General features: G+C 64.1%; 21 protein-coding genes. 8 read left to right on the forward strand and 13 right to left on the reverse strand.

Features of this window, described 5'->3' with window-relative positions; all coding sequences use genetic code 11:
- Positions 1–5 precede the first annotated feature (5 nt).
- The 6 genes from VWP12_RS07935 to recC all read right to left on the reverse strand — a co-directional run bounded on the left by VWP12_RS07935 (position 6) and on the right by recC (position 12,802).
- Positions 6–926, reverse strand: coding sequence for an AAA family ATPase (locus VWP12_RS07935; RefSeq protein ID WP_410473686.1), 921 nt, complete (start codon positions 924–926; stop codon positions 6–8).
- A 20-nt stretch (positions 927–946) separates the two neighbouring features.
- Positions 947–2,740, reverse strand: coding sequence for a YcaO-like family protein (locus tag VWP12_RS07940; protein WP_410473687.1), 1,794 nt, complete (start codon positions 2,738–2,740; stop codon positions 947–949).
- 48 nt (positions 2,741–2,788) lie between these two features.
- Complete coding sequence (locus VWP12_RS07945; RefSeq protein ID WP_410473688.1) at positions 2,789–3,157, reverse strand: Mth938-like domain-containing protein; 369 nt, start codon at positions 3,155–3,157, stop codon at positions 2,789–2,791.
- Between the two features lie 68 nt (positions 3,158–3,225).
- Positions 3,226–5,391, reverse strand: coding sequence for an exodeoxyribonuclease V subunit alpha (gene recD, locus VWP12_RS07950; RefSeq protein ID WP_410473689.1), 2,166 nt, complete (start codon positions 5,389–5,391; stop codon positions 3,226–3,228).
- Positions 5,388–9,185, reverse strand: coding sequence for an exodeoxyribonuclease V subunit beta (gene recB, locus VWP12_RS07955; protein WP_410473690.1), 3,798 nt, complete (start codon positions 9,183–9,185; stop codon positions 5,388–5,390). Before recB ends, recD begins: the two co-directional genes overlap by 4 nt.
- Entirely contained in the window at positions 9,182–12,802 is a 3,621-nt protein-coding gene (gene recC, locus VWP12_RS07960) for an exodeoxyribonuclease V subunit gamma (protein ID WP_410473691.1), read from the reverse strand. Before recC ends, recB begins: the two co-directional genes overlap by 4 nt.
- A gap of 257 nt (positions 12,803–13,059) precedes the next feature.
- Here recC and VWP12_RS07965 point away from each other — a divergent pair, with 257 nt between their 5' ends.
- The 8 genes from VWP12_RS07965 to VWP12_RS08000 all read left to right on the forward strand — a co-directional run bounded on the left by VWP12_RS07965 (position 13,060) and on the right by VWP12_RS08000 (position 21,664).
- Positions 13,060–14,430 (forward strand): sigma-54 interaction domain-containing protein, encoded by a 1,371-nt coding sequence (locus VWP12_RS07965; protein WP_410473692.1) that lies wholly within the window; start codon positions 13,060–13,062, stop codon positions 14,428–14,430.
- A gap of 423 nt (positions 14,431–14,853) precedes the next feature.
- On the forward strand, positions 14,854–15,432 hold the full coding sequence (locus VWP12_RS07970; RefSeq protein ID WP_410473693.1) for a hypothetical protein: 579 nt from the start codon (positions 14,854–14,856) through the stop codon (positions 15,430–15,432).
- Entirely contained in the window at positions 15,432–16,112 is a 681-nt protein-coding gene (locus VWP12_RS07975) for a hypothetical protein (RefSeq protein ID WP_410473694.1), read from the forward strand. Before VWP12_RS07970 ends, VWP12_RS07975 begins: the two co-directional genes overlap by 1 nt.
- Positions 16,113–16,151: 39 nt before the next feature.
- Positions 16,152–17,477: a hypothetical protein gene (locus VWP12_RS07980; protein WP_410473695.1), complete on the forward strand. Its 1,326-nt coding sequence runs from the start codon at positions 16,152–16,154 to the stop codon at positions 17,475–17,477.
- 129 nt (positions 17,478–17,606) lie between these two features.
- On the forward strand, positions 17,607–18,359 hold the full coding sequence (locus VWP12_RS07985; protein ID WP_410473696.1) for a C39 family peptidase: 753 nt from the start codon (positions 17,607–17,609) through the stop codon (positions 18,357–18,359).
- 28 nt (positions 18,360–18,387) lie between these two features.
- The gene (locus tag VWP12_RS07990) at positions 18,388–19,215 is read left to right on the forward strand and encodes a hypothetical protein (protein WP_410473697.1); all 828 of its coding nucleotides are present in this window, start codon (positions 18,388–18,390) and stop codon (positions 19,213–19,215) included.
- A gap of 53 nt (positions 19,216–19,268) precedes the next feature.
- The gene (locus VWP12_RS07995) at positions 19,269–20,612 is read left to right on the forward strand and encodes a hypothetical protein (RefSeq protein WP_410473698.1); all 1,344 of its coding nucleotides are present in this window, start codon (positions 19,269–19,271) and stop codon (positions 20,610–20,612) included.
- A gap of 167 nt (positions 20,613–20,779) precedes the next feature.
- On the forward strand, positions 20,780–21,664 hold the full coding sequence (locus VWP12_RS08000) for a LysR family transcriptional regulator (RefSeq protein ID WP_410473699.1): 885 nt from the start codon (positions 20,780–20,782) through the stop codon (positions 21,662–21,664).
- A gap of 87 nt (positions 21,665–21,751) precedes the next feature.
- Here the strand turns inward: VWP12_RS08000 and VWP12_RS08005 are convergent, their stop codons facing one another.
- The 7 genes from VWP12_RS08005 to sufC are packed head-to-tail and all read right to left on the reverse strand — an operon-like array spanning position 21,752 to position 26,915.
- Entirely contained in the window at positions 21,752–22,183 is a 432-nt protein-coding gene (locus tag VWP12_RS08005) for a SufE family protein (protein ID WP_410473700.1), read from the reverse strand.
- A gap of 14 nt (positions 22,184–22,197) precedes the next feature.
- On the reverse strand, positions 22,198–22,644 hold the full coding sequence (locus VWP12_RS08010; RefSeq protein ID WP_410473701.1) for a HesB/IscA family protein: 447 nt from the start codon (positions 22,642–22,644) through the stop codon (positions 22,198–22,200).
- Between the two features lie 25 nt (positions 22,645–22,669).
- The gene (locus tag VWP12_RS08015) at positions 22,670–23,008 is read right to left on the reverse strand and encodes a Rieske (2Fe-2S) protein (protein ID WP_410473702.1); all 339 of its coding nucleotides are present in this window, start codon (positions 23,006–23,008) and stop codon (positions 22,670–22,672) included.
- Between the two features lie 53 nt (positions 23,009–23,061).
- Positions 23,062–23,607 (reverse strand): putative Fe-S cluster assembly protein SufT, encoded by a 546-nt coding sequence (gene sufT / locus VWP12_RS08020; RefSeq protein WP_410473703.1) that lies wholly within the window; start codon positions 23,605–23,607, stop codon positions 23,062–23,064.
- 16 nt (positions 23,608–23,623) lie between these two features.
- Positions 23,624–24,865, reverse strand: a complete 1,242-nt coding sequence (locus VWP12_RS08025; protein WP_410474958.1) for an aminotransferase class V-fold PLP-dependent enzyme — start codon at positions 24,863–24,865, stop codon at positions 23,624–23,626.
- Positions 24,865–26,160, reverse strand: a complete 1,296-nt coding sequence (gene sufD / locus VWP12_RS08030) for a Fe-S cluster assembly protein SufD (RefSeq protein WP_410473704.1) — start codon at positions 26,158–26,160, stop codon at positions 24,865–24,867. Before sufD ends, VWP12_RS08025 begins: the two co-directional genes overlap by 1 nt.
- On the reverse strand, positions 26,160–26,915 hold the full coding sequence (sufC, locus tag VWP12_RS08035; RefSeq protein ID WP_410473705.1) for a Fe-S cluster assembly ATPase SufC: 756 nt from the start codon (positions 26,913–26,915) through the stop codon (positions 26,160–26,162). Before sufC ends, sufD begins: the two co-directional genes overlap by 1 nt.
- Positions 26,916–26,931: the final 16 nt, after the last annotated feature.

Consider the following 26,931-nt stretch of genomic DNA (forward strand, 5'->3'; position numbering starts at 1 on the left):
ACGGTCTACGGCGTTGGCACGCGTTCCAGCAGCAGATCGGCGGCATCACGGCCGTCGTGCCCGTCCAGACCGACGCGGTGGTTGACCAGGTCCGGCAACACCGCCTGGACATCGTCGGGGAGGACGTGATCTCGCTGATCGATCAAGGCCCAGGCACGGGCCAGATTCAGCAACATCAGACCCGCCCGTGGCGAGAGCCCCACGCGGAACTCCGGCGCCTCGCGGCTGGCCGCCAGCAGCGACTGGACGTAGCCGGCAATCCGCGTGGCGACATGCACGCGGGCCGTCTCCGCCCGCAGTCGTTGCAGTCCCTCGGCATCGACGATCGGTTCGACCTCGGCCAGGTGCGCGCGTCCTCCACCGGAAAGCAGCATCTCGCGCTCGGTATCTGCATCCGGGTAGCCCAGACGGATCACCATGGCGAACCGATCGAGTTGGGATTCGGGCAGGGGGTAGGTGCCCGCCTGGTCGAGCGGGTTCTGAGTGGCGATCACAAAGAAAACCGCCGGCAACGGGTAGCGCTTGCCGTCGACTGAGACCTGGCGTTCTTCCATGGCTTCGAGCAGCGCGCTCTGTACCTTGGGCGGGGCGCGGTTGATCTCGTCGGCCAGCAGCATCTGGGTGAAGACCGGCCCGGGCATGAAACGAAAACCCGAGGGGGCGCCCGTGCCGCCGGGCTGGAAGATCGAGCTGCCCACCACGTCCGCCGGCAGCATGTCGGCGGTGAACTGCAGTCGCTTGAACGACAGGCCGAGCACCTGGGCCAGCGTGTGGGCGAGGGTGGTCTTGCCCAGCCCCGGCAGGTCCTCGATCAACAGGTGACCGCCAGCGAGGATGCAGGTCAGTGCCTTTCGAATGGCCGGGCGCTGGCCGACCACGACCGAACCGGTGCGATCGATGATGCTCGGGCAGATAGTGGCATCCATGCGCGTTCCGTGCTCCCTGCTCAGTTGCTTCGATCCAGTTTTGCCTGATAGGCGCGCCGGTAGGCCTCGATCAGTGCCGTGTGGCGGGGTTCGTTGCGAAAGCCCGGTTCCAGAGCCGTCAGCGGATGATAGCCCCATTGCCCGGCCAGTACCTGACCGGCTTCCTCGACCAGGTCACCCGGGAACAGGGCGGCAAGCGACTGGCGGGTCGCTTGCGCCGTCAGGCCCGCCTCCTGTTGCAGTTGCCACAGCACCTGGGCTGCCCGGTAGCGCTGCTGCCGTTGTTGGGGCAGCGGCGGGACACTGGCGAGCCAGTCGATATCCATGCCGATTTCCTCGGGCTCCCGTGGGTTGATCGAGTCGGCATGCAGGCGGGCCAGCACCTCGATCTCGCCGATGCGGGTGCCGGCCCAGACGGATTCCGGTCCAGCGCACAGGCCGATGACGTCGCTCACCGGGGTGAGCGGATCGAGGGCAAGGTCGGCGATGGCCTCGGCAAACGCCCCGCTTTCATCGGGAGTGAGTCGGTCGAGCCGTTGGAAGAAGGGCAACAGCCTCAGGCCCTGGTTGTTGTTTCGCTCGATCAGTTCCTCGACCGGGTAGATCTCGGAGACATCCGGCACCAGGATCCGGCAGGCCGGCAGTCCCAGGTGCCCGAAATCGGCGATGTAGACGTCATGGCCCAGCTCGTGGAACGTGGCGATCAGCGCCTTTTCGTATTCCACGTTTTGTTCGTGACGGGTCATGTCGGCGACGTCCGCTGCGTCCATGCCCCACGGGGTGAACGGATAGTCCGGCTCGTCGCGCAGCATCTGCCACGGCAGGATGCCGGAGGAGTCGATGAAGTGCAGCTCAATGTTGTCCGGATCGGCGGCGAGCTCCTGGTCGGCCGTCGGTGCCGGGAAGGCGTGCAGGTCGTCGAGATCGCGGCCCTGGACCAGCTCGGTGAGCGTGCGCTCGAGCGCGACGTCGAAGCGCGGGTGGGCGCCAAAGGACGCGAACACGCCACCGGTCTGCGGGTCGTAGAGCAGCACGCAGATCACCGGGAATCGCCCGCCCAGCGAGGCATCGAAGGCACGCGCCGCGAAACCCGACTCGTTCAGCGCTTCGAGGGAGGCAAGGCTGGCCGGGAAGCGTTCCATGACCTCGGTCGGGATCTCCGGCAGGGCGATGCCCTCGGTGATGATCTGTTCCTTGACCGAGCGTTCGAAGACTTCCGAAAGACCCTGGGTGTGGGTTTCGGCCAGCGTGTTGCCGGCCGAGAGTCCGTTGGAGACGTAGAGATTGCCGACGACATTGACCGGGAAGTAGATCGTGGCCCCGTCGCGTTGGCGCACGAAGGGCAGGGCGCAGATCCGGTCGGTCTCGCCACTGTTGAGATCCGCCCAGTCGGCGGTGGACTCGAGCGTGTCGCCTCCGTAGAAGCTCCACAGTCGGTCGTCGAGCAACCCGTCAGGGCGTTCGCCCGGGCGTTCGAGGGTAAACCAGCGCTCGGTCGGATCGTGCAGGGTGCCACCATCGACGCTGGCGAGCTCGTGATGCCAGTGGAAGTCGGCAAAAAAGTATTGCGAGGCCAGCCGTTCGACGAACTCGCCCAGCGCGGAGGCCAACGCCGCCTCGCGGGTCGCGCCCTTGCCGTTGGTGAACAGTGCGGGGCATCCTCGATCCTTGATGTGCACCGACCAGCAGTTGGGGAGGGGGTTGCGCCACAGGCTGGGCTCGATGTCGAAGCCGAGTTCGGTCAGTCGGTTCTGGACGCGGGCGATGGTGTCTTCGAGCGGCGCTTCCTTGCCGGGGATCAGGGTTTCAGTCATTCGGGGATCTTTGTGTAGACGAACGTGGAAAAGAAGTCGGGGAGTACGTCAGAAGAGCACCAGCAGGCTCACCCGTCGCAGCTCCGAGGCGAGCACGGTATAGGTGCGCAGGGCCGCCGCCGTGTCCATGTACTCGATGCCCACCCCGCGGCGCATCAGGGCGGCCGAAAGAGCAGGCGGACCCATGCGGGTGCGGTTGCCGGTGCCGATGATGATCACTTCCGGGTCGTCGCGCAGCAGCAGGGATTCACCCTGTTCCGACAGGGCGTCCAGATCGTCCACCGACACATCGGGGTCCAGCGATTCGGGTGTCAGCAGAAAGGTCTGCCGAAGCTCCTGGTCGTTGACCGTCACGTGAGAATCGGAAAAGTCGCGGATCACGAATTGGCGGCCGCGATCATCCTGTGTCAGGCGCATGGCGTTAAACCGGGCGTAAGTGTGGGGCTAGCCTAATGGCTCATCCGCTTTGGCGCCACTCCATGTCCTCAATGCGGGAGGGCGCGCAGGCGCTGGACCAACCGCTCGCGCAGGTTGCCGGATCGGCGGGTGACACTTGTGATCGCGCTCTTGAGCACGGCCCGGGCCTGTGAGTCGGGCTCGTCGCCCGCTCGAATCGGCGAGACCAGGGTAAACCGTTGTTTCGCTCGCGTAATGGCCGTGTAGAGCAATTCGCGGGTCAGGATCGGGTTGCTGTGTTCGGGCATGACCATGGCGACCCGAGTGAATTCCGAGCCCTGCGACTTGTGAACGGTCAGCGCGAATGCCGTTTCGACCTCGGACAGGCGCGTGGGACTGACCCAGTGGAAGTGCCGTCCGGAGCGGCCGGCGTCGGGTTCGGCCGGGAAGACCACGCGCAGCCCGACGTCGCCGTTGTCCAGACGAGCCGGCAGGGTGAGTCCCATGTCGCCATTCGCGAGATCCAGTTGGGCATCGTTGCGGGTCACGATCACCGGACGTCCCGGGTACCAGGCGGTGGACCGCCCGATGCGCTCGGTGGCGGGCAAGAGACCCTCTCGTGAAAGCCATTCCTGCACCCGCGCATTGAGGCCCTCGACTCCGGCGGGGCCGCGGCGCAGGGCGCACAGGAGCTGGAAATCGTTATGCCGACGGAATAGCTCGACTATCGTGGCCTCGTCCTCGGGCGAATCCGGGTCGAAGCCGTCCGGCTGCGCGGCGATCATCGACAGCCAGGGGCGCAGTCCCTCGATCACCCGGGCGGCGACTGGGTCGGAGTGATCTGCGTCGGGACGGTCGAGCAACCAGTCGACCTCGCTGATGGCCGGCTCGCCATCGGCGCCTTCGAGAATTTGAATCGCCCCCGCGACGTCACCGCGATTCACGGCACGCGCCAGGGCACCGATGGCGCTGTCCTGGCCGAAGCGATGGGAGACGCGCAGTGTGGCAATGTGTGCCTGGACGGGATCCGCCCGATCCGCCGATGCCCCCGTGTCGGAGGCATGGGTCGGAACCGGCTGGCCGCTGGCCGCCTGCAGGTAGTCGCGTAGTGCCTCGGGGTAATCCCCGCTATCGGCGTGTCGACAGAGCTCACCTAGCACGGCACCGGCCTCGACCGAGGCGAGCTGGTCCTTGTCACCTAGCATCACCAGTCGACAACGCTCGGGCAGGGCCTCGACCAGTTGTCCCATCAATTCCATGCCGACCATCGAGGCCTCGTCGACCACCACGATGTCCAGATCGAGCGGGTTGTCGCGGTGATGCCGAGGTTTTTCCGCCAGCGGGCGCGTGCCGATCAGGCGGTGGATGGTCTGCACCTCCTCGGGCAGGTGTGCGGCCACGGCCGGCCAGTGCTCCACGTCAAAGTTGTCGGCGCGAATGGCCGCGATCTCGCGCACCTTCTCGCCGATGGACTCGGCCAACCGCGCGGCGGCCTTGCCGGTCGGCGCACACAGGGCGATTCGCGGCAGGGACGAGCCGTTTTCGCGGCCCAAGTGCAGCGACGTCAACGCCGCCAACAGCCGGACCACCGTGGTGGTCTTGCCGGTACCCGGCCCGCCGGTGATGATCGAAAACGGCTGGTATGCCGCCAGCGCGCAGGCGATCTTCTGCCAGTCGGTCGTCTGGGTATCGTCACTCGCGGGATAGAGGGCATCCAACACCGGGCGCACGCTCTGTGGGGACGGCTGGTCGGCCGCATCACGCTTGGCGAGCCCCTCGGCCACGCGGCCTTCGACCTGCCAGTATCGACGCAGGTAGAGCTGCGGGCGATCCGCCTCGACCAGTACCAAGGGCCGTCCCTCGTGATCCTCCTCATTCTGCTGCCATTGCAGGGTGTGTACCGCCCGGTGCTTGGCCAACGCCCGCTGCCAGTCCGCCAGGTCGATGCCGGCAAGCACGGCTGCCGGAGTGGCGGCCTCCCGTTGGGCTTTCCCTGTGGGTTCTGCCGGTGGCATGCGGAGCGTGAAATCCGGATTATCCCGCACCGCGGCCAGATCCAGGCAGACATGCCCGCTGCCACTCTGGTGGCTAGCCAAGACCGCGGCCAGCTGGACCAGCGGTGCGCTATCGGGCGCGCGCCGGGCGAGGAAACCGGCAACCGCCCGGTCAATGGGTCGCAACCACCCGGCGGCTACCCAGCGATCGAGCAGGGCGTGCAGTGAGACGTTATCGGCCAGGGCAGGGTGTCGGCTCATGCCACGGCCTCCTCGTCTCCGGTAAAGAGCGTATCGAGCGCCTCGATCAGTTCCCGGGGAGGGCGACAGGTGTAGATACCGGCGTTGTCCGGTGTATCGGAGGCCGACCGGATGCCCCGAAGGAAGACGTAGGCGGCACCACCGACATGGCGGTCGTAGTCGTAGCCGGGCAAGCGGTCGGACAAATGCCGATGCAGGGCAACCAGGTAGAGCACGAACTGCAAGTCGTATCGTGAATCAAGGATGGCGTGTTCCAGTGCCTCGGGGGTATAGGCCGCTTGGTCAGGCCCCAGCCAGTTGGATTTCCAGTCGATCAGGTAATAGCGCCCCTCATGCTCGACGGTCAGGTCGATGAAGCCCTTGAGCATGCCGTTGATGGCCTGACCGGAGATGGAGGGGCGATCCTGCCCCGGGGCGACGTGTTCACGCACCAGGCGGTCGAGCCGGCCCAGATCGGCTCCCTCCACCGCGAACCAGAATTCCATTTCCGCCTGGTAGTGCGACTGCTCGGCGAGTGCGAGTAGCTCGCCGTTACCGGGAGTCTGCCAGCGGGTCGTAAGCAGGGTGTCGAGCAGCCTGGCGACCACCTCGACCTGCCCGTCGTCGAGCGCGCGCAGTCCGGGATGGGCGGTTTGGGCCAGCAACCGACGGACCTTTTCGGGGTGGTTGGCGTAGCGGGAAAACCCCTCGTGGGCGATCGCCTCGATCAGGTCATGCAGCAGGGTGCCGATCTGCGCGCCACGTGGCAGGGCGTGGATGCCCTCCGGCGAGCGAGTGGGCGGATTGTCGGCGGTGGGGTTTTCAGGCGCATTTTGCGTCTCGAGGCGGACCTCGTCGCGTGCGGCCTCCGGGGCGGGCAGCGGGGTGGAATGTCCGACCGAGGCGGTGAGCGCGGAGAAGCTCGAGATCCACCACGGCTCGAAGGCGCCGAACTGCGGTTGGCGCGGCCCAAGGAGTTCCGGTTCCGGTGGCGGGGTGAAACGGTGAGTCGCCGGATCGCGGGGTTCGGGCACGGCCTCGATCTCGATCGCGGGATGCTCGGCCCATCGGGCGAGCCGTTCGAGATAGGCGGGGCGTTCACAGGTCTCGCCCGGCTGGAAGCCAAGAAACTGACCGAAGGCACTCATGCCGGGATTGAACGTCTTGGTGTTGCCGAACTTGACCGGGCCGGCCCCGAGCACACAGGCGTGCTCGGCCCGGGTCATCGCAACGTAGAACAGGCGGATGGATTCGGCAATGGATTCCTGCGCCGCGAAATCCGTTGCCTCCTTGTCGGGCGCCATTTCCCAGACGGTTCCATCGTCACGATGGCGACGCGCGGGCTCACCGGACTTGGGTTTTTCCGTGCCGAGCAGGGCGATGAACGGCAGGAATACGACCGGATACTGAAGGCCCTTGGAGCCATGGATGGTCACGATCCGCACCATGGCACTGTCCTGCTCCAGGCGGATCTCCTGCTCGGTCGCGCCCTCGGTCACGGCCAGGTGCAGCCGATGGATCAGGGCGGTTTCGCCGTCGACGTCCTGATCCGTCTGTTGCAGCCATTCGGCCAGATGCAGCAGGTTGGTCAAACGGCGTTCGCCGCGGCGGTTCTGGCGCTCATCCGCCGCCAGCAGACGGGCCGGGATGGCGAAATGGTGCAACAGGCCCATGACCGCGGCGAGCACCCCCTGTGATTGCCAGATGTGGTGCCATTCGTGGAATCGCTGGCAGATGGCGTCAAAGCGCGTTTCGTCACGCAGGATCGCTTCCAGTTCGTCCAGCGACAAGGCCACGCTGGCCGTCGCGACCGCCTGGCGGATGCGATCGCTGCGGGACGGCTCGGCCAGTGCCTCCAGCCAGACCAGCACGTCAGCGGCCTCGGTCGAATCGAACACCGATGAGCGTTCCGACAGGAACACCGCCGGCACACCGAAATCGGCCAGCACCCGGCGCATCAACTTGCCTTCCTCCTGCTTGCGTACCAGCACGGCAATGTCGCGTGGCGCGATACCGAGCCGTGGTCCGTTGTCGCTTTCAAAGCCGCAGGTGCCCGCCTGGCCGGCATTGAGCATCGCGGCGATCTCGCCGGCCGCGCGAACCGCCAGTTGTTCGCGAAAGACACCGCTCGTCCATGGGTCCTCCGGTGGCGAGGTCCACAGGGTCAGTGCCGGTACCTCGCCGTTGCGACGCTCGTCGACCAGGCGGTTGTTGCGCCCCTTGGCCTGGACCGGCTCGAAGGGGAGTGGCGAGCGACTTTCCTCGCCCTCACCCGCGCCTTGGGCCGGAAAGCGAAAGGCCCCATCGGAATGTTGGTCGGCGATGGAAAACAGGTGATTGACGGCCCCGACCAGCGCCTCGGTCGAACGGAAGTTGCAGGGCAGGCTGGCATGTCGCCCCTGCGTCGCTCGACGGGCGGTGAGGTAGCTGTGGATGTCGGCACCGCGAAAACTGTAGATCGCCTGCTTGGGGTCGCCGATCAGCACGATGGCGTGTTCGTCCGACTCCGGCGGCTCCTCGCCCAGCGGGTAGATGGCCGAGAAGATCGCGTACTGCAGAGGGTCGGTGTCCTGGAACTCGTCGATCAGGGCCACCGGGTACTGCGCGCGAACCGCCTCGATCATGCCCCGGGCATTCGGATTGCGCGTCGAATCGACCGCGTCTCGCATCTGGATCAGCATGTCGTCGAAACCCATGGCCCGGCTCGCTGCGAGCAGGTGTGCGATGCGTTCGCGGATCCACAGGGCGGCGAACCCCTGGATCATCGGTTTGATTTCCTTTGTGTGGCGATCGAGTCCTTCCAGCGCCTCCTTCCAGTCGGCGATCGCATCCAGCGCGGGATGCACTGGCGGCTCGTGGTCCTTTTTCGTCTTCGGTACGGCGAGCTTCCTGCGGTCGGTGTCGCTAAGTGTTCCCTCCCCGGCGGCCCAGGCATCGATGTGGCCCAGCCATGCCTGTAATTCCTCGCTCGTCTCTTTCTCGGGGTGGCTGGTCTTGTTCAACCCCTCGCGCACGCCATGCCAGAGCGTGTGAAGTGCCCCGGTATCGGCAAGCCAGGCACTCCGGGCGCGGCCCTCGGCCGCCTCGCTGCGTTTCTGATCGCCTGTCAGGCGGTCGAGCAACTCGGCCGGGGTCGGCAGGTCGGCAGAGGAGGCGGCCGTCACATCACCGATGGCGAGCGGGCTGCCGTCGCGCTTGATCAAATCCCTGACCTGCTGCTTGAGCTTGCCCGGGGTCTCCACGAGCCGCGCGAATTGCTGGGCAAGCCGCTCATCGGTTTGTGCCAGCGGATAGCCATGGGTGCGCCAGAAATCCCGGATGGCGTCACCAATCACCGGATCGAGATCGGTGACTAGCTCCTGCTCGAACAGGGCACCGCTGTGGAAGGCGTGCTCGCGCAGCATGCGCTGGCAGAAGCCGTGGATGGTGAAGATGGCCGCTTCGTCCATCCACTCCGCGGCACGTTGCAGCAGAAAGGCCCCCTGAGGGCGTTCGGTTTCGCTGAACTCCTCGTAGAGCTTGCTCAGTGGTGGATCGACCTCCGCCGGTGTCTGGGTGCCGGCAAACAACCATGCGGCTTGCTGCAGGCGGCTGCGAATCCGATCGCGCAGTTCGGCGACCGCCGCCTCGGTAAACGTGCTGACCAGGATCTCCGGCGGGGTGAGTGGCCGGGCATCCCGCCGGTCAGGGGCGCGATGGCCCAGAACCAGTCTCAGGTAGAGCAGGGAAATGGTGAAGGTCTTGCCGGTGCCGGCGCTGGCCTCGATCAGGCGGCTGCCTTGCAGGGGAAAGGTGATCGGGTCGAGTTGGTTCATGCCTCTCCCTCGGTCAACAGGCCTTTCTGGTGTTCGCCGCGGGTGGCCTTGGCCAACGGCAGGTAGATGGTTTGCGCGATCACATCGAAATCCGGCTGGGCCGCGAGGGTGTTGAACTCGGGCCACAATCGCGTCAGGTCGGCATCGTACTGGGCGCTGCCCTCGAAGGCCGCCCGGGCTACACCTCGGCGTTTGAAATCGTCCTTGGCCGTCAGCCAGGCGATCTGGGTGCGTGGCTCGGCCGGCAATGGTGCTCGGCAGGCATGGTGCCAGCTGGCGATCAATGCCATCAGGTGTTCACGGGCCTCTTCCGGCGCCAATGGCTGCATCGCGACTGGCCGTTCGCTGAGCGTCTCCTTGTGCGCATCGGATTCGCTGATCAGAAAGGTGGTTACCGGCCGGCCGGAGAGCTGGGCAGCGAGGTGGTAGGGCCATTCGCCGACGAGGCGATGCCATTTCAGTTCCTTGCCCTTGTGCAAGGCGCCCGGAACGAGCTTGAGACGGACCGCACCGTCGCCACCGACACGGATATCGTTGATCTCGCCGGTCAGCAATTCGTCATCCTCCGTCGAGAGTCGGTCGTCCGGGTGGAATCCCGCCAGGGTCTCGGGGTAGCGGGTCTGAAAGGCTGCCCACGTCTTGAGCTGCCGACCGACGGCCTCGCCATGTTCGCGGCGCAGCGACTCATCGAACGGCGGCAGGGGTAATTGGCCGGACCCGGCGATGTGCTGAAGGGCACCGTCAACCCACTCGGGTAGCCGTTGCTCGAGGATCTCGGGGGTTAGCGTTTCCACCGGCTCGCGGGAAAGCCGGGTGACCACGCGATCGAGCAGGTGGGCGCTGAGCTGCGATTCACCCAGGGCATCGAGCGCGAACGGCTCGTCGTCTTCCGGCAGGCTGATCTGTCGGCGCGGTGGCACATCAAGGTGGCGACCGAGATAGACGCGCCAGGGTTTTTTCAGAAGCTGGGCAAGGTCGGCCAGCGAGGGGGGATGCGACTCGTCCGGGTCCCCGGGGGGGGATGGAGGCGAAGCTGACTCGCGTGCGTCGTGAACCTCGTGCCATTCGCTGGCGTAACTGAACAGCTCGGGGCGTTCCGGGGCGAAGTAGTCGCGGCTGAACGGCTGTAGCGGGTGCTCAATCGTCAGCGTGGAGGATGCCTTGCCTGCATCTTGGTCATCACCCTTGTCATCGTCTTGGCCGCCGACGGACCAGCCGCGATCGATGTGATCACGCAACTGGTTGACCAGCACCGAAGCCGGTCGCTCGTGGTTGTCGCGGATATCGCGACCCACCCAGCTGATCCACAGCCGGTCGCGGGCCGAGAGCAGGGCCTCGAGGAACAGGTAGCGGTCATCCTCGCGCCGTGAACGGTCGCCGGGGCGGTAGCGGCCGCTCATCAGGTCGAAGTCGGCTGCCGGCTGGCGTCGCGGATAGGCCTCGTCGCTCATCCCGAGCAGGTAGACCTGGCGGAACGGGATGGCACGCATGGGCATGAGCGTGGCGAAATTCACGGCACCAACGAGGAATCGCTGGTTCAGGCGGTGCTCATCCAGGCGATCGAGCCAGGCACTTCGCGCCGTCTCGATGCCGATCGGCTGGTCGAACGCCGCCGAGCGGCAATCCTCAAGCCAGCCGGTGGTGGCATCCAGCACGCGGTCGCGCAGCTTGGCCGCCGACTCGCGCGTGGCCAACGGGTTGGTCTCGTCCCCGTCCGGTGGGATGGCGTCGGGATCAAAGAACGTCTCGATCAGTTCCTCGAAGCCGCTTGCCCAGTTCTTTGGCGTATGGCTCTCTCCCAAGATATGGCGCCAGCGCCCGAGCGCCTCGACCAACGTGTAAAGCGGTCCGATCACCGCCGCGCTCATGCCGTCCATTCCGCCCACCGGCACGATACCTTCCCAGTCGTCTTCCGCGCCGGCGAGGTAGGCGTATAACAGCCGCTCGAGGCCGAACCGCCAGCTGTTCTGTTCGATGCCCGCCGGCAGGCCGAAATCGGGGCGGTGATCGGCGTCGAGCCCCCAGCGAATGCCCGCGATTTCGATCCAGTGACGCAACAACGCGACATCGTCGGCGGCGATACCGAAGCGCGCCCGTAACGCGTCCACCTCCAGCAGGTCCATCACCTCGCTGGCCGTCAGGCGTGCCTCGGGCAGATGCACAAGCGTATCCAGCGCGCGGAGCATCGGGTGCGTCTCGCGCTCGGGACGATCGGAGATGGCGAACGGCAGGTAACGCGGGTCGTGCCGATCGATGCGCCCGAACACCGCGCTGATCGCCGCGGCGTAGTCGGCCATGTCCGGCACCATGACGATCACGTCACGCGGGCGGAGGGTCGGATCGGCGTCGAACGCCGCCAGCAGTTGATCCTGCAGGATTTCCACTTCCCGCAGCGGGCTATGCGCGATGGTGAACCGCAGCGAGTCGTCGGCGGGGTCGATCTGACGATGCTCGGCCTCGATTTCCTTCATCGGGCACAGGTCGAACAGGTCGGCCTGGATCTGTCCGAGCAGGTGCGTGGGTTCCGGTTCGTCGAACAGGTCGATATTCAGCGCTTCACTGCCCCGGGCCCGCTCGGGTGCCTGGTCGAACTCGTCGACCAGCCGAACGAGATCGCGCCCCTGCTTGCCCCAGGAGGCCAGCAGGGGGTGGGCATGCTGATGCAGGGCATGATCATCGAGGGTCGCGTCGACCTTGCGCTCGCTAATCCGGCGGTAGGCGGCCTTGAACAGGTGCCGGTCCTCGACGATGTCGCCCCAGTAGTGCTTGCAGGGGTTTTGCAGGCAGAAGATTACCTGCGTCCACCTAGAGATCGCGCCCAGGACCTCGAGCACCTGCGGGGGCAGGGCGGAGACGCCGAAGACCACGATGCGTCGCGGCAGATCGGTTGGTCGTTCGTTCAGGCGGGCGGCCTGCTCGAGAAACGCGCGGTGCACCAGCGCCCGGCCGGCATAACCCGTTGGAGCGCTTCCCTCGTCGGATTGTGGCGGATGAGCACCCAAGTCATCGAGAATCGCGCGCCACAGCGCCGGTTGCCAGCGAGAACCGCTGGGCACGGCAGGGGCCTCGCCCAAGGGGCCGAGCAGGGTGGCCTCGTCGTTGGCCCAGCGCTCGAGCCAGTCGGCGCGGTAGACCTGGTATTGGTCGAACTGGTCGGCCAGGCGCGCGGCGAGCTGGTAGGCGCGGTGCTCGTCGCCGTCGATGTAGTGCGACAGTGGATCGAAGACAGGATCGGCGGCAATCGACGGATCGCGCAGCAGCCGCAGCAGCCGCCAGGTCAGGCGTGGCTTGTCGAGCGGCGCCTCGGGAGGAACGGCGTCTCGGCCTAGCACCGCTCGGTAGCATTGCCACTGCAGTCGGGCGGGAAGCAGCAGGTCCATGGCGGTGGCGACGCCCAATCCACCATGCCCGTCATCCCGGCGCGAGCGACCAAGCGCTAGCCGCAACCACTGCGCCATGCCGTTGCTCTGCACCAGGATGCGCTCGTCTTCCAACGGGGCGAGCGGCGCACGGCCCAGCCACTCGACCAACAGATCGCGCAGGCCTTCAAGGCGATTTCCCTGCAGCACGATAAAGCCGGGCGTGATCGGGGCGTGGGTGTCCGTGGAATGCGTCAAGACGTCATGTCTTCCGGTTGGTGGCTGGTCAGGAAAGTGTATTGGATCGAATGCTACGGGGAAAACGCGACCAACCCTGTCGTGTCATTTGCGAATACCTCACACGACGGCGCGTCTTAAATTGCGCAAAAAGTGTCCAAATTATGGAAAAGGGCATATAGTCAGATAGTTGGATCACGGATGTTGACGCCCCGCCCGTCGGGCGGCCGGGAACCAAAGGGGGCTCGGCGTATGGATGTCCCGAGGAAATCGCTGCAATGAGTAGCCAGGGTTGCATGTTTCGGCGCTTGCCGATGCTCAGCGTGCGTGGCCAGGAAGCGATCCAAGAGGTCCGGCGCATTGCCGAGTCATTCTTTTGGGAAATCGTCGGTGTCGAGGACCCGGATCAGTTACGCAGCCAGATCAAACGCGATAGCGTTCGCGTTGTGTTGATCGACCTTCGCGGCGCCATGCAGTCGGCGATGAGCTGGTTGCCTGCCTTCTGCCGTGAATTTCCCTGCCTGCAACTGGTAGCGATCATCGAAAAGCCGCAGGCCGACAACCCCGCCCATGCCAGCTTCCTGCACGCCTACTTCTTCGATTTCTGCTTTGCGCCGATCGAACCTACCCGACTGACCTTCTCGATTGGACACGCCTGGACGATGGCCCGAGTAGCCGACCTGCATGCTGCAAGCGAGGTCGCCTGCGGTGTGGGTGGGGAGGGCGCCAACGAACTGGTCGGCCAAAGTGACGCCATGCAAGCAGTGCGGCGCCAGGTCCACCGTTATGCCGGTAATCACCTACCGGTGCTGATTACCGGACCCACCGGTACCGGCAAGGAACTTGCTGCCCGCTCAATACATCTTCAATCCGACCGATCCGACAAGCCGTTTGTCGCGGTCAACTGCGGAACACTCAGCCCAAACCTGATCCAGTCGGAATTGTTCGGTCATGAGAAGGGGGCGTTCACCGGGGCTGCCAAGCGGCGAATCGGCTGGGTGGAGCAGGCGCACGGAGGCACCTTGTTCCTCGACGAGATTGGCGATCTGCCGATGGAAGTCCAGGTAAATCTGCTGCGATTCCTGCAGCAGGGCGACATACAGCGTGTGGGCGGCGACACCACGGTGACGGTCGACGCTCGCATCATCGCCGCCACACACGTCGATCTGAACCGCGCCGTGCTCGATGGCTACTTCCGTGAAGATCTGCTGTTCCGTCTTGACGTGTTGCCCCTGGAGATGCCGCCGCTGGCAGATCGTGGCGCCGACGTGCTTGAGCTTGCGCAGTTCTATCTGGCCCGTTTTTGTGACGAGCTCGGGGTAAAGCGGAAACGCTTGAGCCCGGCGACCGAAGCGGCAATGCGCACCTATGCCTGGCCGGGCAATATCCGCGAACTGATGAACCGTCTACGTCGCGGTATCGTGCTCGCCGACGGACAGATAGTGTCGTTACCCGAAATCAAATCCCATTACGAAGATCAATCCGACTTTCCCACCCTGGCACGCGCCCGCGAGCACGCGGAAAAACGAGTAATCGGGGAGGCAATCGCCCGGGCTGGCAACAACGTCACCGAGGCCGCACGGTTACTGGATGTCTCCCGGTGCACCCTGCATCGATTGATACGCAAGCACGGTTTGTCGATCGACTGATCGCAGGCTGTGCAATAAGTAGCCCCTTTGTACTCGCGCGGCGGCCGGTTGAAATCGCTCCGATCCTCACCGTTGCATCGTTGCGATAGCTCCCGAATTCTCCCTGCTTTTCTGACTCATCGCGCTTCCCCGGCGCGATTCCTCGGTGCGCGGCTTAGACGTTCCGGGGTCGTTATCGGTAGGTCACGTTCATCGTGTATCGAAACTGAAACACGTCGGATGCGACGCAAACGCGCCACGAGTGGCTCTTGGCTTTTCGGCCCCCTGTGGGGTGTATCAAGGCTGCATCACCGGCGCCGAATTCAGCCACCAGACTCTCGTAACCCACTGTTTTAACTGTCCCACGTTTGTTGGCCCCACTCTTGCTCCTAGTAGTTGGCCCAGGGGGCGCCGCTCCCCAAAACCATTTCAGGGAGCCAAGTCATGAACGACACGATTGGCAGACAGGACATCACCTCGGCGGAGACGATCCAGAGGATCGCTACCGGCGGTCAATGGACACGGATGCGGTGGTTCTCCCATGACATCAAGATTCCTTTCACGCTGCTACTGGCTACCGGTGCGCTCGTCGCACTGATGGGGTCAGGCAGTGCGTTGGCGGCGGGCTCCCGTTCCGCCGTCGAGGCCAAACCGGGCGAGATTGTCGTTCTGCGAGCTGTTCCGGCCCGTCCGGCAGTGCGCTCCATGCCGCCTAGTCGAGCCCTATTGATCGATGCCAGCCCGAAATCCGAGTTGGAGCAAGGGCTTTCCCATCTGGAAATCTCGCCCAATGGTTACGGTCAGGTAGCCGCCGGGACCAACAGTAGTAGTGCGGTCGCCCCGAGTGGACTCGGCGCGACGATTACCTCCATCACCCACCAAGTGGGTGGTTCGGCGCACCGTGGTGACTCCGCGCCTTCAGCAGCGGGGGGCTCCATGGGATCGGTGACCGGATCGATCGGCTCCACGGTGACCGGTGCATTGTCCGGTGCGGGTTTGATGGGTCAGGGAGGGCAGCGCTAATGGCTACGCGAAACAAACACGCGATCGATTTCACCCACCTCGTTCGATTCTGCCTGGTGGCGCTCGGGCTGTTCGCCCTGGTGATGACCGCCCAGATGATCTACGCCGGCGACGCTCGGGCCGATGACGTCGCGCCTGTCGAATACGACCGGATGCTCGGCGTTCTCAATGACAACCAGATCGGACAGCGCTTCGCCCAAGGGGCATCCGGCAACGTGGCGGTGAACACGGCCGCTGGTTCCGCGAACTTGCAGGCCAATCTACGGGCTTTGAACGGCGGCGTCCTGGCCACGCAACGTATCGACAACCCGGGCTTGGAGATACCGGAGTTCATGCACGCGCAGACACGCATCGATGGTCAGGCATTTTCTCGCGGGCAGGGCGTGTTGGGTGTCAATCAGGTGGCCGGTGACGGCAATGCCCAGATCAATTCAATGGCTCTTGCCCCAGCAGGCGAGGGCTTCAAAGAGATTCGTGCGCTTGAACCGGTAAACCCGGTGCAGGCGTCGAATTCGGCTGCCCAGGATGGGCAGTCGGGGGAGGACTCTTCGGGACGGTATCGCGCGGTTGTCACGGACACCGCCTTTAGCGGATTCGGAGGGGTTCTCCAAATCAATCAGGTGTCGGGTAGCCGAAACGTGACGGGCAATCACTTCTCGATTTCCGGCCAACGACCCTGAGCTCATGATCGAAGAAACCCCAACAAGAAGGTAAGTGATATGAAAACGCAACTCAAGATGACATTGATCGCGTCCGCGGTCGCCGCGGTAATTTCCGGCCCCGTCATGGCTACGGGCGATGGCGACTACGTCGACTACGTCAACAACGATTACGGCGATCAGTACGAGCAGAACATCGACCGTGATGTGTCTATCGACGTGGACAAGAACATCAACACTGATGTGAACACCAACGTCGCAGTCGACCACGACATCAACGTTGAAAAGAACATCGATGTCGAGAAGAACGTTGATGTCGAGAAGAACATCTCGGTCAACAAGACCCATAACGAGATGGAACGTGTCGATCGGGTGTTGCGTGACATCGTGATCAATGCCTCGGCCGGTGCCACGGCGCACGATCGTCAGATCATCCACTCCAACGATGTGCAAAACATCAAGCTGACCAACAACGCCAGCATCGGTGACAACGTTGGCAATGGCGCCTCGGGCAACATCGGCATGAACGTCGCTGCTGGCGATACCAACGTGCAGGACAACGCTGCGGCCCTGGCGGCTGTGGATGCCGGGTTCGTCTTCGGTGAATCCTACGCCAGCGTGGATGTCGATCAGTCAAACCTGGTTAACACCACCCGTAACAGCGGTGTGATGAACAACGCCAGCATCGGCCAGAGCGCATTCGCCAATGCGTCGGGCAACATCGGCGTGAACGTCGCTGCCGGTACCGGCAATGCTCAGAAGAACACCATGGCGGCTTCGGTCTCCACGGCACGCGTGGCCAGCGCCAGCCTGAACAGCGACCAGGAGTCGTATGGCAACAGCATCCGCAACGAAGGTCGGACTGAGCAGTACACCGACACCACCGCGGTCACCTTGTCGGGTAGCGGTACGTATTCCGGTGGCGGTACCGGTCAACTCAGCGCGGATATCAGCGGCTCGATGGATCAGATCGGCGACGTCTATCCGGACATCTGGACCGACGCTCCGCACCCGGGGGGCAGTGCTGATGGTCACTTCGACCTCGACACGGCCACTCAGGGCGGTTCCGACCTGAATGGCGACGGCGGGGCACTGGCCTTCGGCGCTTCTGACATGGAAGCAGACGGCACCCTCGGTTTCCGTGAACGCGGCACCATCGACCTGGCTGGCGTCTCCGGCGAAGTGGCCACCACTCGCTACGTGGTCGTCAACGCCAAGAACGACTCCTCCCTGCTGGGCAACGCGTTCTCCAACGCCAGCGGCAACATCGGCGTGAACGTCGCTTCGGGCACCGGCAACCTGCAGAGCAACTCGCTCTCCATGGCTGTGGCCTGCAACACCTGCGTAGGCGGCGGTGCTGGCAACGGCAACGGCGGCGAGCAATAAAACCCGATAACCCATCGGTCGACGGGGCGCGCAAGCGCCCCGTCTTTCCAGACGGCCACCTTTGATCGGTGCCGTCCGGAAAGGCGACTGACCACAGCATCACCCTCGAATTTCCATGGAGGAATCATCGTGCAGGCAACGGCCATCACTCCATCCATCCCCGTCGCAGTTCGCAAGCATTGCGTATCTGCATGGCTGTTGGCGGTCACGAGTTGCATGACCGCGATGGTTGCGTTGCCGGTCCAGGCGGCCGATGTTCAGTTCGCCGGAATACTGCCGCACGGCCAGGTGATGGAAAAGCCGGTGGAAAGCATGCTCGAGCGGCGCTATCGCAACGTCGTTCGTCAGCAATTCGATTTCTCGTGCGGGGCGGCGGCACTCGCAACGCTGCTCAAGCACGGCTACGGCCTCAACCTTGATGAGGCGACGGTGCTCGCCGGGATGTGGGGCGTTTCCGACCACGAACAGGTGCGCACGCGCGGTTTCTCTCTGCTGGAGATGAAACATTACCTCCAGCAGCTTGGCTATCGCGGACGCGGCTACGAGATCGATCTTACCCGCCTAGGCCGGATCAGCGTGCCCACGATCGTGTTGATGGACGTCAACGGGTACCAGCACTTCGTCGTGCTCAAGACGGCTGGTGATGGTTACGTCCACGTCGCCGACCCGGCCTTGGGCAACAGGCGCTACACGACGGAAGAATTCATCGAGGCCTGGCCGTCGCAAACCGTGTTCGCGGTGATCGGCCCCGGATTTGATCGGCAGACGGTCCTATTGGAAAGCACCGATATCCCCAGCAGTGGCGACTTGCACGGGCGTTCGGGGCAAGTGCCCACAGCGGACCTGCTCGATTTTGGTTTTAAGCATGCCGACCTGTTCTGAGGTCGACGGCTCTTTGAGGGCATTCATCATGAAACGCAAGCACTGCATTCGATCGATCCACTATTACAACCAGCCCGCACCCGATCGCGACCGGCCCGTTTCCGGCCTGCCCACCAAGGTGTTGCTGGTCGGGGGCGTAGCCGTCGGTCTGGCCCTTGCCGGCCTGTTTGTCAGCGGAAAGGTCCTCGCCGCCAACCCGGCCATCGTGGCACTGAGCGATCCGGAACTGGCGCAGATGCGCGGGCGCTTTATCGCTGCCGATAACCGCGTGATGTATTTCGGCGTCGAGATGATCACGCAGTGGGATACCACGGGCGGCACGATGTCCGCCGGACTCACGGTCGGCATCGATCGGGGCGGGAGCCAACCCACAGTCACGTTCGCTCCCACCGTGTCCATCGAGGGAACGCCCAGCGTAGCCACCTCGGGTTCGCATAGCGTCGAGGGAAGCAATGCCGGCGAGACGCGCGGGATACGCCAACAAATCCAGGTGGCTGGCAATGACAACCGCGCGGACAACTATTTCGACGTACGCATCGAACCGCACAGCGGCGGCGGTACGACGTCGAGTAGCGGATACAACGTCGAAATCCAGCAGGGCGGGGCGTTGGTGGCCTCGGGGCTATCCAACGGCGGGCGACAGGCCGGAGTGAGCATGCAAATGGGTAACTCCCGTGTCTTTCAAGGATTTCAGGCCGGAAATGCCTCCCAGATGATCCGGTTGGCCGGTGACCACCAGGTGGTCAATAACCAGTTGCGGCTGGTGGTCGGGATCGATCCGGGTCAAATGAACAATCGTGAACGCCTGCAACGGCAGGTAGGACAATCGCTGGCTACATTGCGCGGCGGCATCTGACTCAAAGAAAACACGAGTGGCAAACGAGGGGACAACCCCCAAGGAGATAAGCCATGGATGCAAGGAGCAAGGAGTGGCCGGTGCGGACAAACCGCGTACCGGTGGCTTTGTCGACCCTGACTGTATGCCTGTCGCTGGGGTTGACACCGGTGACCTGGGCGGCCAACGAGGCCGATAACGTTCAGTACCTTCGGTCCGAACTGGACGAACTCAAGAAGCGATACGTCGACGAGGTGCGACGACTGCGCGAAATCGACGCTCGCTTGATAGCCGTGCAGACACGTCTGTCCGAAGCCGGGGTCGCCCCGGAAGGCGATCTCGAGGCATCCCCCCAAAGCAGTCCACAGGCGTCGACTGGCGAGGACCAGGCAGAGGGAGCGGTGCGTACCGCCCCAACTGCCGATGACAAACGACAGGCGACCCGCCGGAGCGTCGATGACTTCCTACAGCAGGAACACGTAGCCTTCGACCGGCCGCTGGTGATCGAGGCAGGTTTCGAGTACAGCCGTTATGACCGCACTCAGCTAACGCTAAACGGGTTTCTTGCCCTCGATGCGATCTTTCTCGGCAACATCGCGGTGGACAACGTCGCCTCGGACACCTTCAAGTACACACTGGCGGCTCGTTATGGCCTGACACCGCGCTGGAACATCGGCATATCGGCACCCTTCATCCAGCGCTACACGACCTATCAGAAAGGTGGGGCCGGTGGTTCGGCAGCGGCAATTGCCGAGATCGATCAGACCAGTGATCTGGCGATCGGCGACACGACCGTAAACCTCAGTTATCGGCTGTTCCCGGAAACGGTCAGTCGACCCGACGTGGTGCTGACCGGAAGCGTGATCGCGCCGACCGGCCGAGAGCCTTATGGAATCGACTGGCGCGTGATCGAAACCGGCAAGGATGCCGAGGGCAACTCCTTCGTGCGTTTCGCGGTACCGGAAGAACAGGCAACCGGCAATGGGCTCTGGGGCGTGGGCGCGTCCGTGTCCGCAGTCAAGACGCTCGACCCGGCACTGCTGTTCGCCAACTTCGGTTACACGCACTACATCTCGCGCAGTTTTGACGATCTCAACAATGACCCCGATACGGTCAATCCCGGCGAGGTCAGCTTGGGTGGCAGCTGGAACTGGGGCCTGGGCCTGGCGTTTGCGTTGAACGATCGCGCCAGCCTCTCGATGTCGTTCTCGCAACAGATCAATGACAAGGCTCGAACCAAGTACGAAGGTGATGAGTGGGTCGATCTGATCGGTAGTGACGCCAATTCCGCCATGTTCAATCTCGGTCTCACCTACGCCCTGGGCAAGAAAACCACCCTGGTTACCACCCTTGGTGTCGGCCTGACACCGGATGCCCCGGATTTCACCCTCGGTATCCGCATCCCTTACGCGCTCTGACCACCCGAAAGGGTGGCGTCGACCGATGCTCCTGCGGTCTTTCCTCCGCGACCCGTGTCAGGCCGGGTTCGGGGGATTTTTTCGTATACGGCCATTGTTCCAGCCGGAGGGATGGCCCTGATGACGAAACGATGGGTATAGTCCGTGTTTCGCATTGAGGAGTGACGATGGACGATTTTCGCACCTGGCACTGGCTGGAAACGGTGATTGAACTCGGTGGGCTCAAACCGGCTTCCGAGCGGTTGCACCGAACACCGTCGACCATCAGTCACGCCATCAAGCAGCTCGAACGTCGCATCGGTGTGACGCTGGTCGAGACGCGGGCCCGGCGCATTCAACTGACGGAGGCCGGCTCGATCCTGCTCGAGCATATGCGCCCGCTGATTCGCGAGCTCGAAGGGGTGCGCGGGGTCATCGAGCAGTTTCGTGACACCGGCGCGTCGGTCATGCGCCTGGCCGTCGACCAGGTGTTTCCACACGATCGGCTGATCGAGGCCATGGAACGCTTCTCGACGGATTACCCGCACACGCGGCTCGAATTGTTCGAGACGGTGCTCGGGGGCGGGCCGGCACTGTTCCGGGACGGCGATGTCGGTATCTATCTGGGGCTCGAACCGCTGGGGGATCACACCGGCGTTCAGGTCGGTCGAGTGCGCTTCGTCCCTTGCGTCGGTCCGGGCCATGCCCTGGCCCAAGAGGTCGAGGCCATGCCGGCGGGGCAGCTGCTCGCCGAGGGACAACTGCGCCAGCATCGACAGGTGGTGCTGCGGGATTCACACCCCGAGCGCGGGGCGAATGCCGGCTGGCTGGGGGCGGCACAGCGGGTCACGGTCGATCACCTGCACACGGCGGTTGAGCTGATGCGATCGGGGATGGGTTTCGGCTGGTTGCCTGAGCATCAGGCCCGTGAAGAGACGGATCTGACGGTGTTGCCCGTCGAGAAGGGATTGTGTCCCGAAGCGGCGATGATGCTGTACCGGCAACGTGAACTGATGGCGAGCCCGGCACATCAATGCATGATGGAATCGCTGGTCGATTCGTCACCGGGCTGATGGCTACCCACGCAGACGGGAGGCGTCGGCGACAGGCCGTCGGATTCTCTTGTCGGGGTAGGGCCGGGAAAGTGGCTCGCGGCGTGATCAGGCGGCAGCGCGTTCGGCGGCCAGTTGCCGGATTTTTTCGATCATGTTCGACAGCCCGGTCGCGCGATTGGCCGACAGGTGCGAGGACAGGCCCAGTTCGTCGATGAAGCTGCCATCGGTCGCCAGGATCTCATCGGCGGTTCGGCCCGAATACACGCGAAAGAGCAGGGCGATCAGGCCATTGACGATCATCGCGTCGCTGGTGCCGCGCAACTCGAGCCGGTCGTCGTCCCACTCGTAGTCGAACCACACCTGCGACTGGCAGCCATGGAACTTGTGCGCCTCGTCCTGCTTTTCGGACGGGAACGCGGGCATCTGCTTGCCCATGTCCATGATGTACTGGTAGCGCTCGGTCCAGTCGCCGAGAAAGGCGAATTCGTCCTTTAGCGCCTGGATCTCGGCGTCGATGCTGGGCGCCTGATCGGCCATGGGGTGACTCCTGGTCAGTCGGTTTCGCGGACGGTGAAGCTCTCGCCGCAGCCGCAGCTGTCCTCGACGTTGGGGTTGTTCACGTGGAGCATGCGCGTCAGGCCGTCGACCACGTAATCCAGCTCCGAACCGTGGATCGCATCCAGACTCTGTGGATCGGTGATGATCGGCATGCCGTTGCAGTCGAACCACAGATCGTCATCGGCGACGTCGCGCGCCACGTCCATCACGTAGGCAAACCCGGAGCAGCCGGACTTCTTGATGCCCAGCCGCAGGCCCAGCGCTGCCGGATCGTCGGCGAACGTGCGCTCGAGGTGCTTGCGTGCCGCCTCGGTCATGGTCAGTCCCTGACCCTCGGGCAGGGCAGCGGCGCGTTCGCGCGCGGCCTCGATCGCCGCCGGGTCGACCGGCGTGACGGGCGTGTCGGTAACAGGTTGTGCGCTGTGCGTCTGAGCGGTCATGTCGCTCCTCCAGCAATGCTCGCCTTTAGCCGTCGCGCGGCATCTTGGCAACAAAAATGGTGTCGTTTTCGACTCGAACATCGTAACAGTTGATCGGTTCGTAGGCCGGGGCTGAAAGGGCCTCGCCGTCCCGTAGGCAGAACTCGGCGTTGTGCCACGGGCAGGTGATGATGTTCCCGTCCAGCGGGCCCTCGGAAATCGGCAGTTCCTGGTGGCTGCATTCGTCGGCCACGGCCAGGATCACGCCGTCGGCGTTGACCACCAGTATGTCGACGTCCGGACCTTCCACTACGCGTCGCTCGCCGGGAGCCAGCTCGCGCTGTTCACAGACCCGGATCCAGTTTTCGTCGAGGGATTCGCTCACGATGTCTCTCTTATCCGTTTGATTTATTGAGTACGAGGTCGTTCCCAACCGACCTAGAACATGCCCGTGGCGAGTTTCGCCTCATCGGACATCATCTCGCGGCTCCAGGGCGGGTCGAAGACCAGTTCCACCGCCGCTTCCTCGATGGTGGGGATCTCCATGATCCGCTGATGGGCATCCGAGGCGATCACGCCGCCCATGCCGCAACCTGGCGCGGTCAGAGTCATGTCGACTTCCACCCGGCGGCCGGCAACCGGCAGTGATTCCACCTTGACCTTGTAGACCAGGCCCAGATCGACGATGTTGATCGGGATCTCGGGATCGAACACGCCGCGCAGCTGCTCCCAGACCATCTCCTCGACCTCGTCGTCGGAGGCGTTCGCCGGTAGCTCGGGCTGCGGGGGCGGCTCCTTGCCCAGCGCGTCGGCATCCTTGCCCTCGACCCGGAGCAGATGACCGCGCGCCTTGATGGTGAAACTGCCGCCCAGGGCCTGCATCAATTCGACGGGCGTGTCCTTGGAGGCGAGCACCTTCTGCCCCGAGGGCACCATGGTGCAGACCACGTCACGGCTTAGTCGGATGCGTTCCATCGGTTCCACGGTTCGTTCTCCCGGTTCAGACGAGCATGTCGCGCACGCGGGCGACCGCGGCGACGAACTGGTCGATCTCGTCGAGTGTGTTGTAGAAGGCCGCCGACGCACGGGCCGTACCCGCCGGCGCGTCGAAGCAGTGCATCAACGGCATCGCGCAGTGATGACCGGTGCGCACGGCAATGCCCATCGAGTCGAGCAGGGTGCCGATATCGTGTGGATGGGCCCCATCGACCAGAAACGAGACCACCGGCACCTTGTGCGCCGCCTGACCCACGATCCGCAGGCCCGGTATCTCGGTCAGCCCGCTAGTCATGCGCTCAAGCAGGGCGGCCTCGTGGCGTTCGATCGCCAGCCAGTCGAGTCCGTCGGCCCATTCGAGGGCAGCGCCGAAGCCGATCGCGCCCTCGATATTGGGGGTGCCAGCCTCGAATTTCGAAGGCGGCGGCGCGAAACGCACGCCGTCAAAGCGCACCTCTTCGATCATGTCACCGCCACCCATGAAAGGCGGCAGGCGATCAAGCCAGTCTCCGCGGGCGTACAGCGCCCCGACGCCGCTTGGGCCAAACACCTTGTGGCTGGAGCAGGCGTAGAAGTCGCAGCCGAGCGCCTGGACGTCCACCGGACCGTGCGGCAGACCCTGGGCGCCATCAACCAGCACCGGCACATCACGCTCGTGCGCGATCTCACCGACGCGTGCCACCGGGTTGATGGTCCCAAGAGCATTGGAGACGTGGTTGACCGCCACCAATCGTGTGCGGTCGGAGATCAGGTCGGGCAGGGCGTCGACCTTGAGCTCACCCTGTTCATTCACCGGAATGGTGCGGATCACGATTCCTTTGCGCTGACCGAGCATCAGCCACGGGACGATGTTGGCGTGGTGCTCGAGCTCGCTGAGGATCACCTCGTCACCGGCCCGCCAGTCGTCCGACAGCGAATGGGCCAACAGATTGATTGCTTCGGTCACACCGCGGACGAAGACGATTTCCCGGTCGTTGTCGGCATTCAGTGAGCGGGCGACTCGCGTTCGGGCGTTCTCGAACCGTTCGCTGGCCCGGGCCGAGAGCGTGTGCACCCCACGGTGGATGTTGGCGTTGTCGCGCTCGTAGAACTCGCGGATCGTGTCGATCACGACCCGTGGTTTCTGCGTGGTGGCCGCGTTGTCGAGATAGACGAGCGGCTTGCCGTGCACTTCTTGGTCCAGCGCCGGGAACTGGGCCCGGATCGCATCGACCGAGAACGGCTGGGTGCGACCATCGTTCGCCATCACGCCGTCTCGTTGCCAGCGGTGCCCCGGTCGCCCAGACGCTGCTCGACGCGCTCGGTGAGCCAGTCGCGCAGTTCGACCAGCGGGATCTCGTCGATTACCTCCTGGGCGAAACCGGCGATCAGCAGGCCACGGGCCTCGTCCATCTGCAGGCCACGGGAGCGCAGGTAGAACAGCGCTTCTTCGTCGAGACGGCCGATGGTCGCGCCATGTGAGCAGCTGACATCATCGGCGTAGATCTCGAGCTCGGGCTTGGCGTCGATCTCGGCGTTGTCCGACAGGATCAAGTTGTTGCTGGACTGGTACGCCTGGATGCGCTGGGCATCTTCCTCGATCAGGATGCGGCCCTTGAAGATGCCGCGGCCAGCGTCATCGGCGATGGTGCGGTAGTGCTCGTTGCTGGTGGTGTCCGCGGCTGCATGCGTGATCCGGGTGTGGGTGTCCAGCACCTGTTTGCCGCGCGGCATCATCAGCCCGATCAGATCTGTATGAGCGCCGGAGCCACCGACGTGGATGTCGTACTCCCGGCGGATCATCTGCCCAGCGAGTTGGATATTGTAGCTGTGGTAGCGGGCATCACGCTCGAGCGAGGCGAAGCTGCGCTCGGTAGCCAGGCGCGAGGCGCCGTCCAGACCCAGGGCGATGTGCGTCAACGCGGCGTTGGCGGCAATCGTCGAGACGATCACACTGTTGCGCCAGGCCGGTTGCTCACCGACGGTCTCGATGTGCTCGATCACGGTCGCGGCAGCACTCTGGCCCAGTCGAATGAGTACACGCGGATGACTCATCACCGATTCGGTCGCCCCGTCGAGCCATTCGATCACGATGGGGCGCTCGATGTTCGCATTGGCCGCGACGTCGATTACCACGCCCTCGCTGGCCATTGCCGTGTTCAGCGTAACCAGGGCATCGTTGGGATTCTCGACGCTCGGCGCCGGTGTCGGCGAGAAGGCCGCCTGTCGAGTTTCCTCGTCAGCATCGGCGAGTGAACTGAGCGTCAGGCCCTCGGGCACCTCGTTCGGCACTCCCTGGAACACGCCGTCGATAAAGCGCAGACGCAATGGGTTGTCCAGCGGCAGGCGGATGCTCGGTTCGATATCCGCGCCAACACCGCTAGGGGCGTTGAAACGGCCCCGCTGAATGGCACGCAGGTTCGTCCAGCGCCATTCCTCGTCACGCAGGCCGGGCAGGCCGAGGGACTCGACCTGGTTCCGTGCCGTACGGGCGATTGCGTCGGGGGCCGCGGCCGTCTCCGGCATGGCCGTCTTGAGCCAGTCGGGAAGCTCTTGGCGCATCACGATGCCTCCTCGAGAATCTCCTGGTAACCCTCGGCTTCAAGGCGATGGGCAAGGGTCTTGTCACCGGACTTGATGATCTTGCCCTTGTAGAGCACGTGGACGAAGTCCGGCTCGACGTAATTGAGCAGGCGCTGGTAGTGCGTGACCAGGATGATGCCGCGCTCCTCGCCGCGCATGCGGTTGATGCCCTCGGAGACCACCTTGAGCGCGTCGATGTCGAGCCCTGAATCGGTCTCGTCGAGCAGGGCGAGCTTGGGCTCGAGGAGCAGCATCTGCAGGATTTCGTTGCGCTTCTTCTCGCCACCGGAGAAGCCGGCGTTCACGCCGCGGTGCAGGAAGGCATCATCCATGTCCATGCTCGCGACCAGCTCGCGCACCTGCTTCATGAAGGTGAAGGTGTCGACCTCGTCGAGACCCTGCGCTTCGCGTTTGGCGTTGAGCGCCTCTTTCAACAGGTAGATGTTCTTGACGCCCGGGATCTCGACCGGGTGCTGGAAGCCCAGCAGCATGCCGGCGACCGCGCGCTCCTCGGTCTCCATTTCCAGGAGATCGTGGCCATCGAAGGTGATCGTGCCTTGGGTGACCTCGTAGCCGTCACGCCCGCCCAGCACGTGGCAGAGCGTGCTCTTGCCCGAGCCGTTAGGCCCCATGATGGCGTGGACTTCGCCCGCGTTGACGGTCAGGTCGATCCCCTTGAGGATCTCCTTGCCTTCGATTTCGGCGTGCAGATTCTTGATTTCGAGAAGTGCCATGTTGAAAAGCCTCAAT

Source organism: Guyparkeria sp. TX1 (assembly GCF_046523965.1).
GTDB lineage: Bacteria > Pseudomonadota > Gammaproteobacteria > Halothiobacillales > Halothiobacillaceae > Guyparkeria.

Coding starts and splice junctions, on each gene's coding strand:
- sufD (WP_410473704.1), bottom strand. CDS start 26,160: ATGCGCCAAGAGCTTCCCGACTGGCTCAAGACGGCCATGCCGGAGACG.
- recB (WP_410473690.1), bottom strand. CDS start 9,185: ATGAACCAACTCGACCCGATCACCTTTCCCCTGCAAGGCAGCCGCCTG.
- VWP12_RS08010 (WP_410473701.1), bottom strand. CDS start 22,644: ATGACCGCTCAGACGCACAGCGCACAACCTGTTACCGACACGCCCGTC.
- VWP12_RS08025 (WP_410474958.1), bottom strand. CDS start 24,865: ATGGCGAACGATGGTCGCACCCAGCCGTTCTCGGTCGATGCGATCCGG.
- sufC (WP_410473705.1), bottom strand. CDS start 26,915: ATGGCACTTCTCGAAATCAAGAATCTGCACGCCGAAATCGAAGGCAAG.
- VWP12_RS07945 (WP_410473688.1), bottom strand. CDS start 3,157: ATGCGCCTGACACAGGATGATCGCGGCCGCCAATTCGTGATCCGCGAC.
- recD (WP_410473689.1), bottom strand. CDS start 5,391: ATGAGCCGACACCCTGCCCTGGCCGATAACGTCTCACTGCACGCCCTG.
- VWP12_RS07990 (WP_410473697.1), top strand. CDS start 18,388: ATGAAACGCAAGCACTGCATTCGATCGATCCACTATTACAACCAGCCC.
- VWP12_RS08005 (WP_410473700.1), bottom strand. CDS start 22,183: ATGGCCGATCAGGCGCCCAGCATCGACGCCGAGATCCAGGCGCTAAAG.
- VWP12_RS07935 (WP_410473686.1), bottom strand. CDS start 926: ATGGATGCCACTATCTGCCCGAGCATCATCGATCGCACCGGTTCGGTC.
- VWP12_RS08000 (WP_410473699.1), top strand. CDS start 20,780: ATGGACGATTTTCGCACCTGGCACTGGCTGGAAACGGTGATTGAACTC.
- VWP12_RS07965 (WP_410473692.1), top strand. CDS start 13,060: ATGAGTAGCCAGGGTTGCATGTTTCGGCGCTTGCCGATGCTCAGCGTG.
- VWP12_RS07970 (WP_410473693.1), top strand. CDS start 14,854: ATGAACGACACGATTGGCAGACAGGACATCACCTCGGCGGAGACGATC.
- VWP12_RS07980 (WP_410473695.1), top strand. CDS start 16,152: ATGAAAACGCAACTCAAGATGACATTGATCGCGTCCGCGGTCGCCGCG.
- VWP12_RS07995 (WP_410473698.1), top strand. CDS start 19,269: ATGGATGCAAGGAGCAAGGAGTGGCCGGTGCGGACAAACCGCGTACCG.
- VWP12_RS07975 (WP_410473694.1), top strand. CDS start 15,432: ATGGCTACGCGAAACAAACACGCGATCGATTTCACCCACCTCGTTCGA.
- VWP12_RS07940 (WP_410473687.1), bottom strand. CDS start 2,740: ATGACTGAAACCCTGATCCCCGGCAAGGAAGCGCCGCTCGAAGACACC.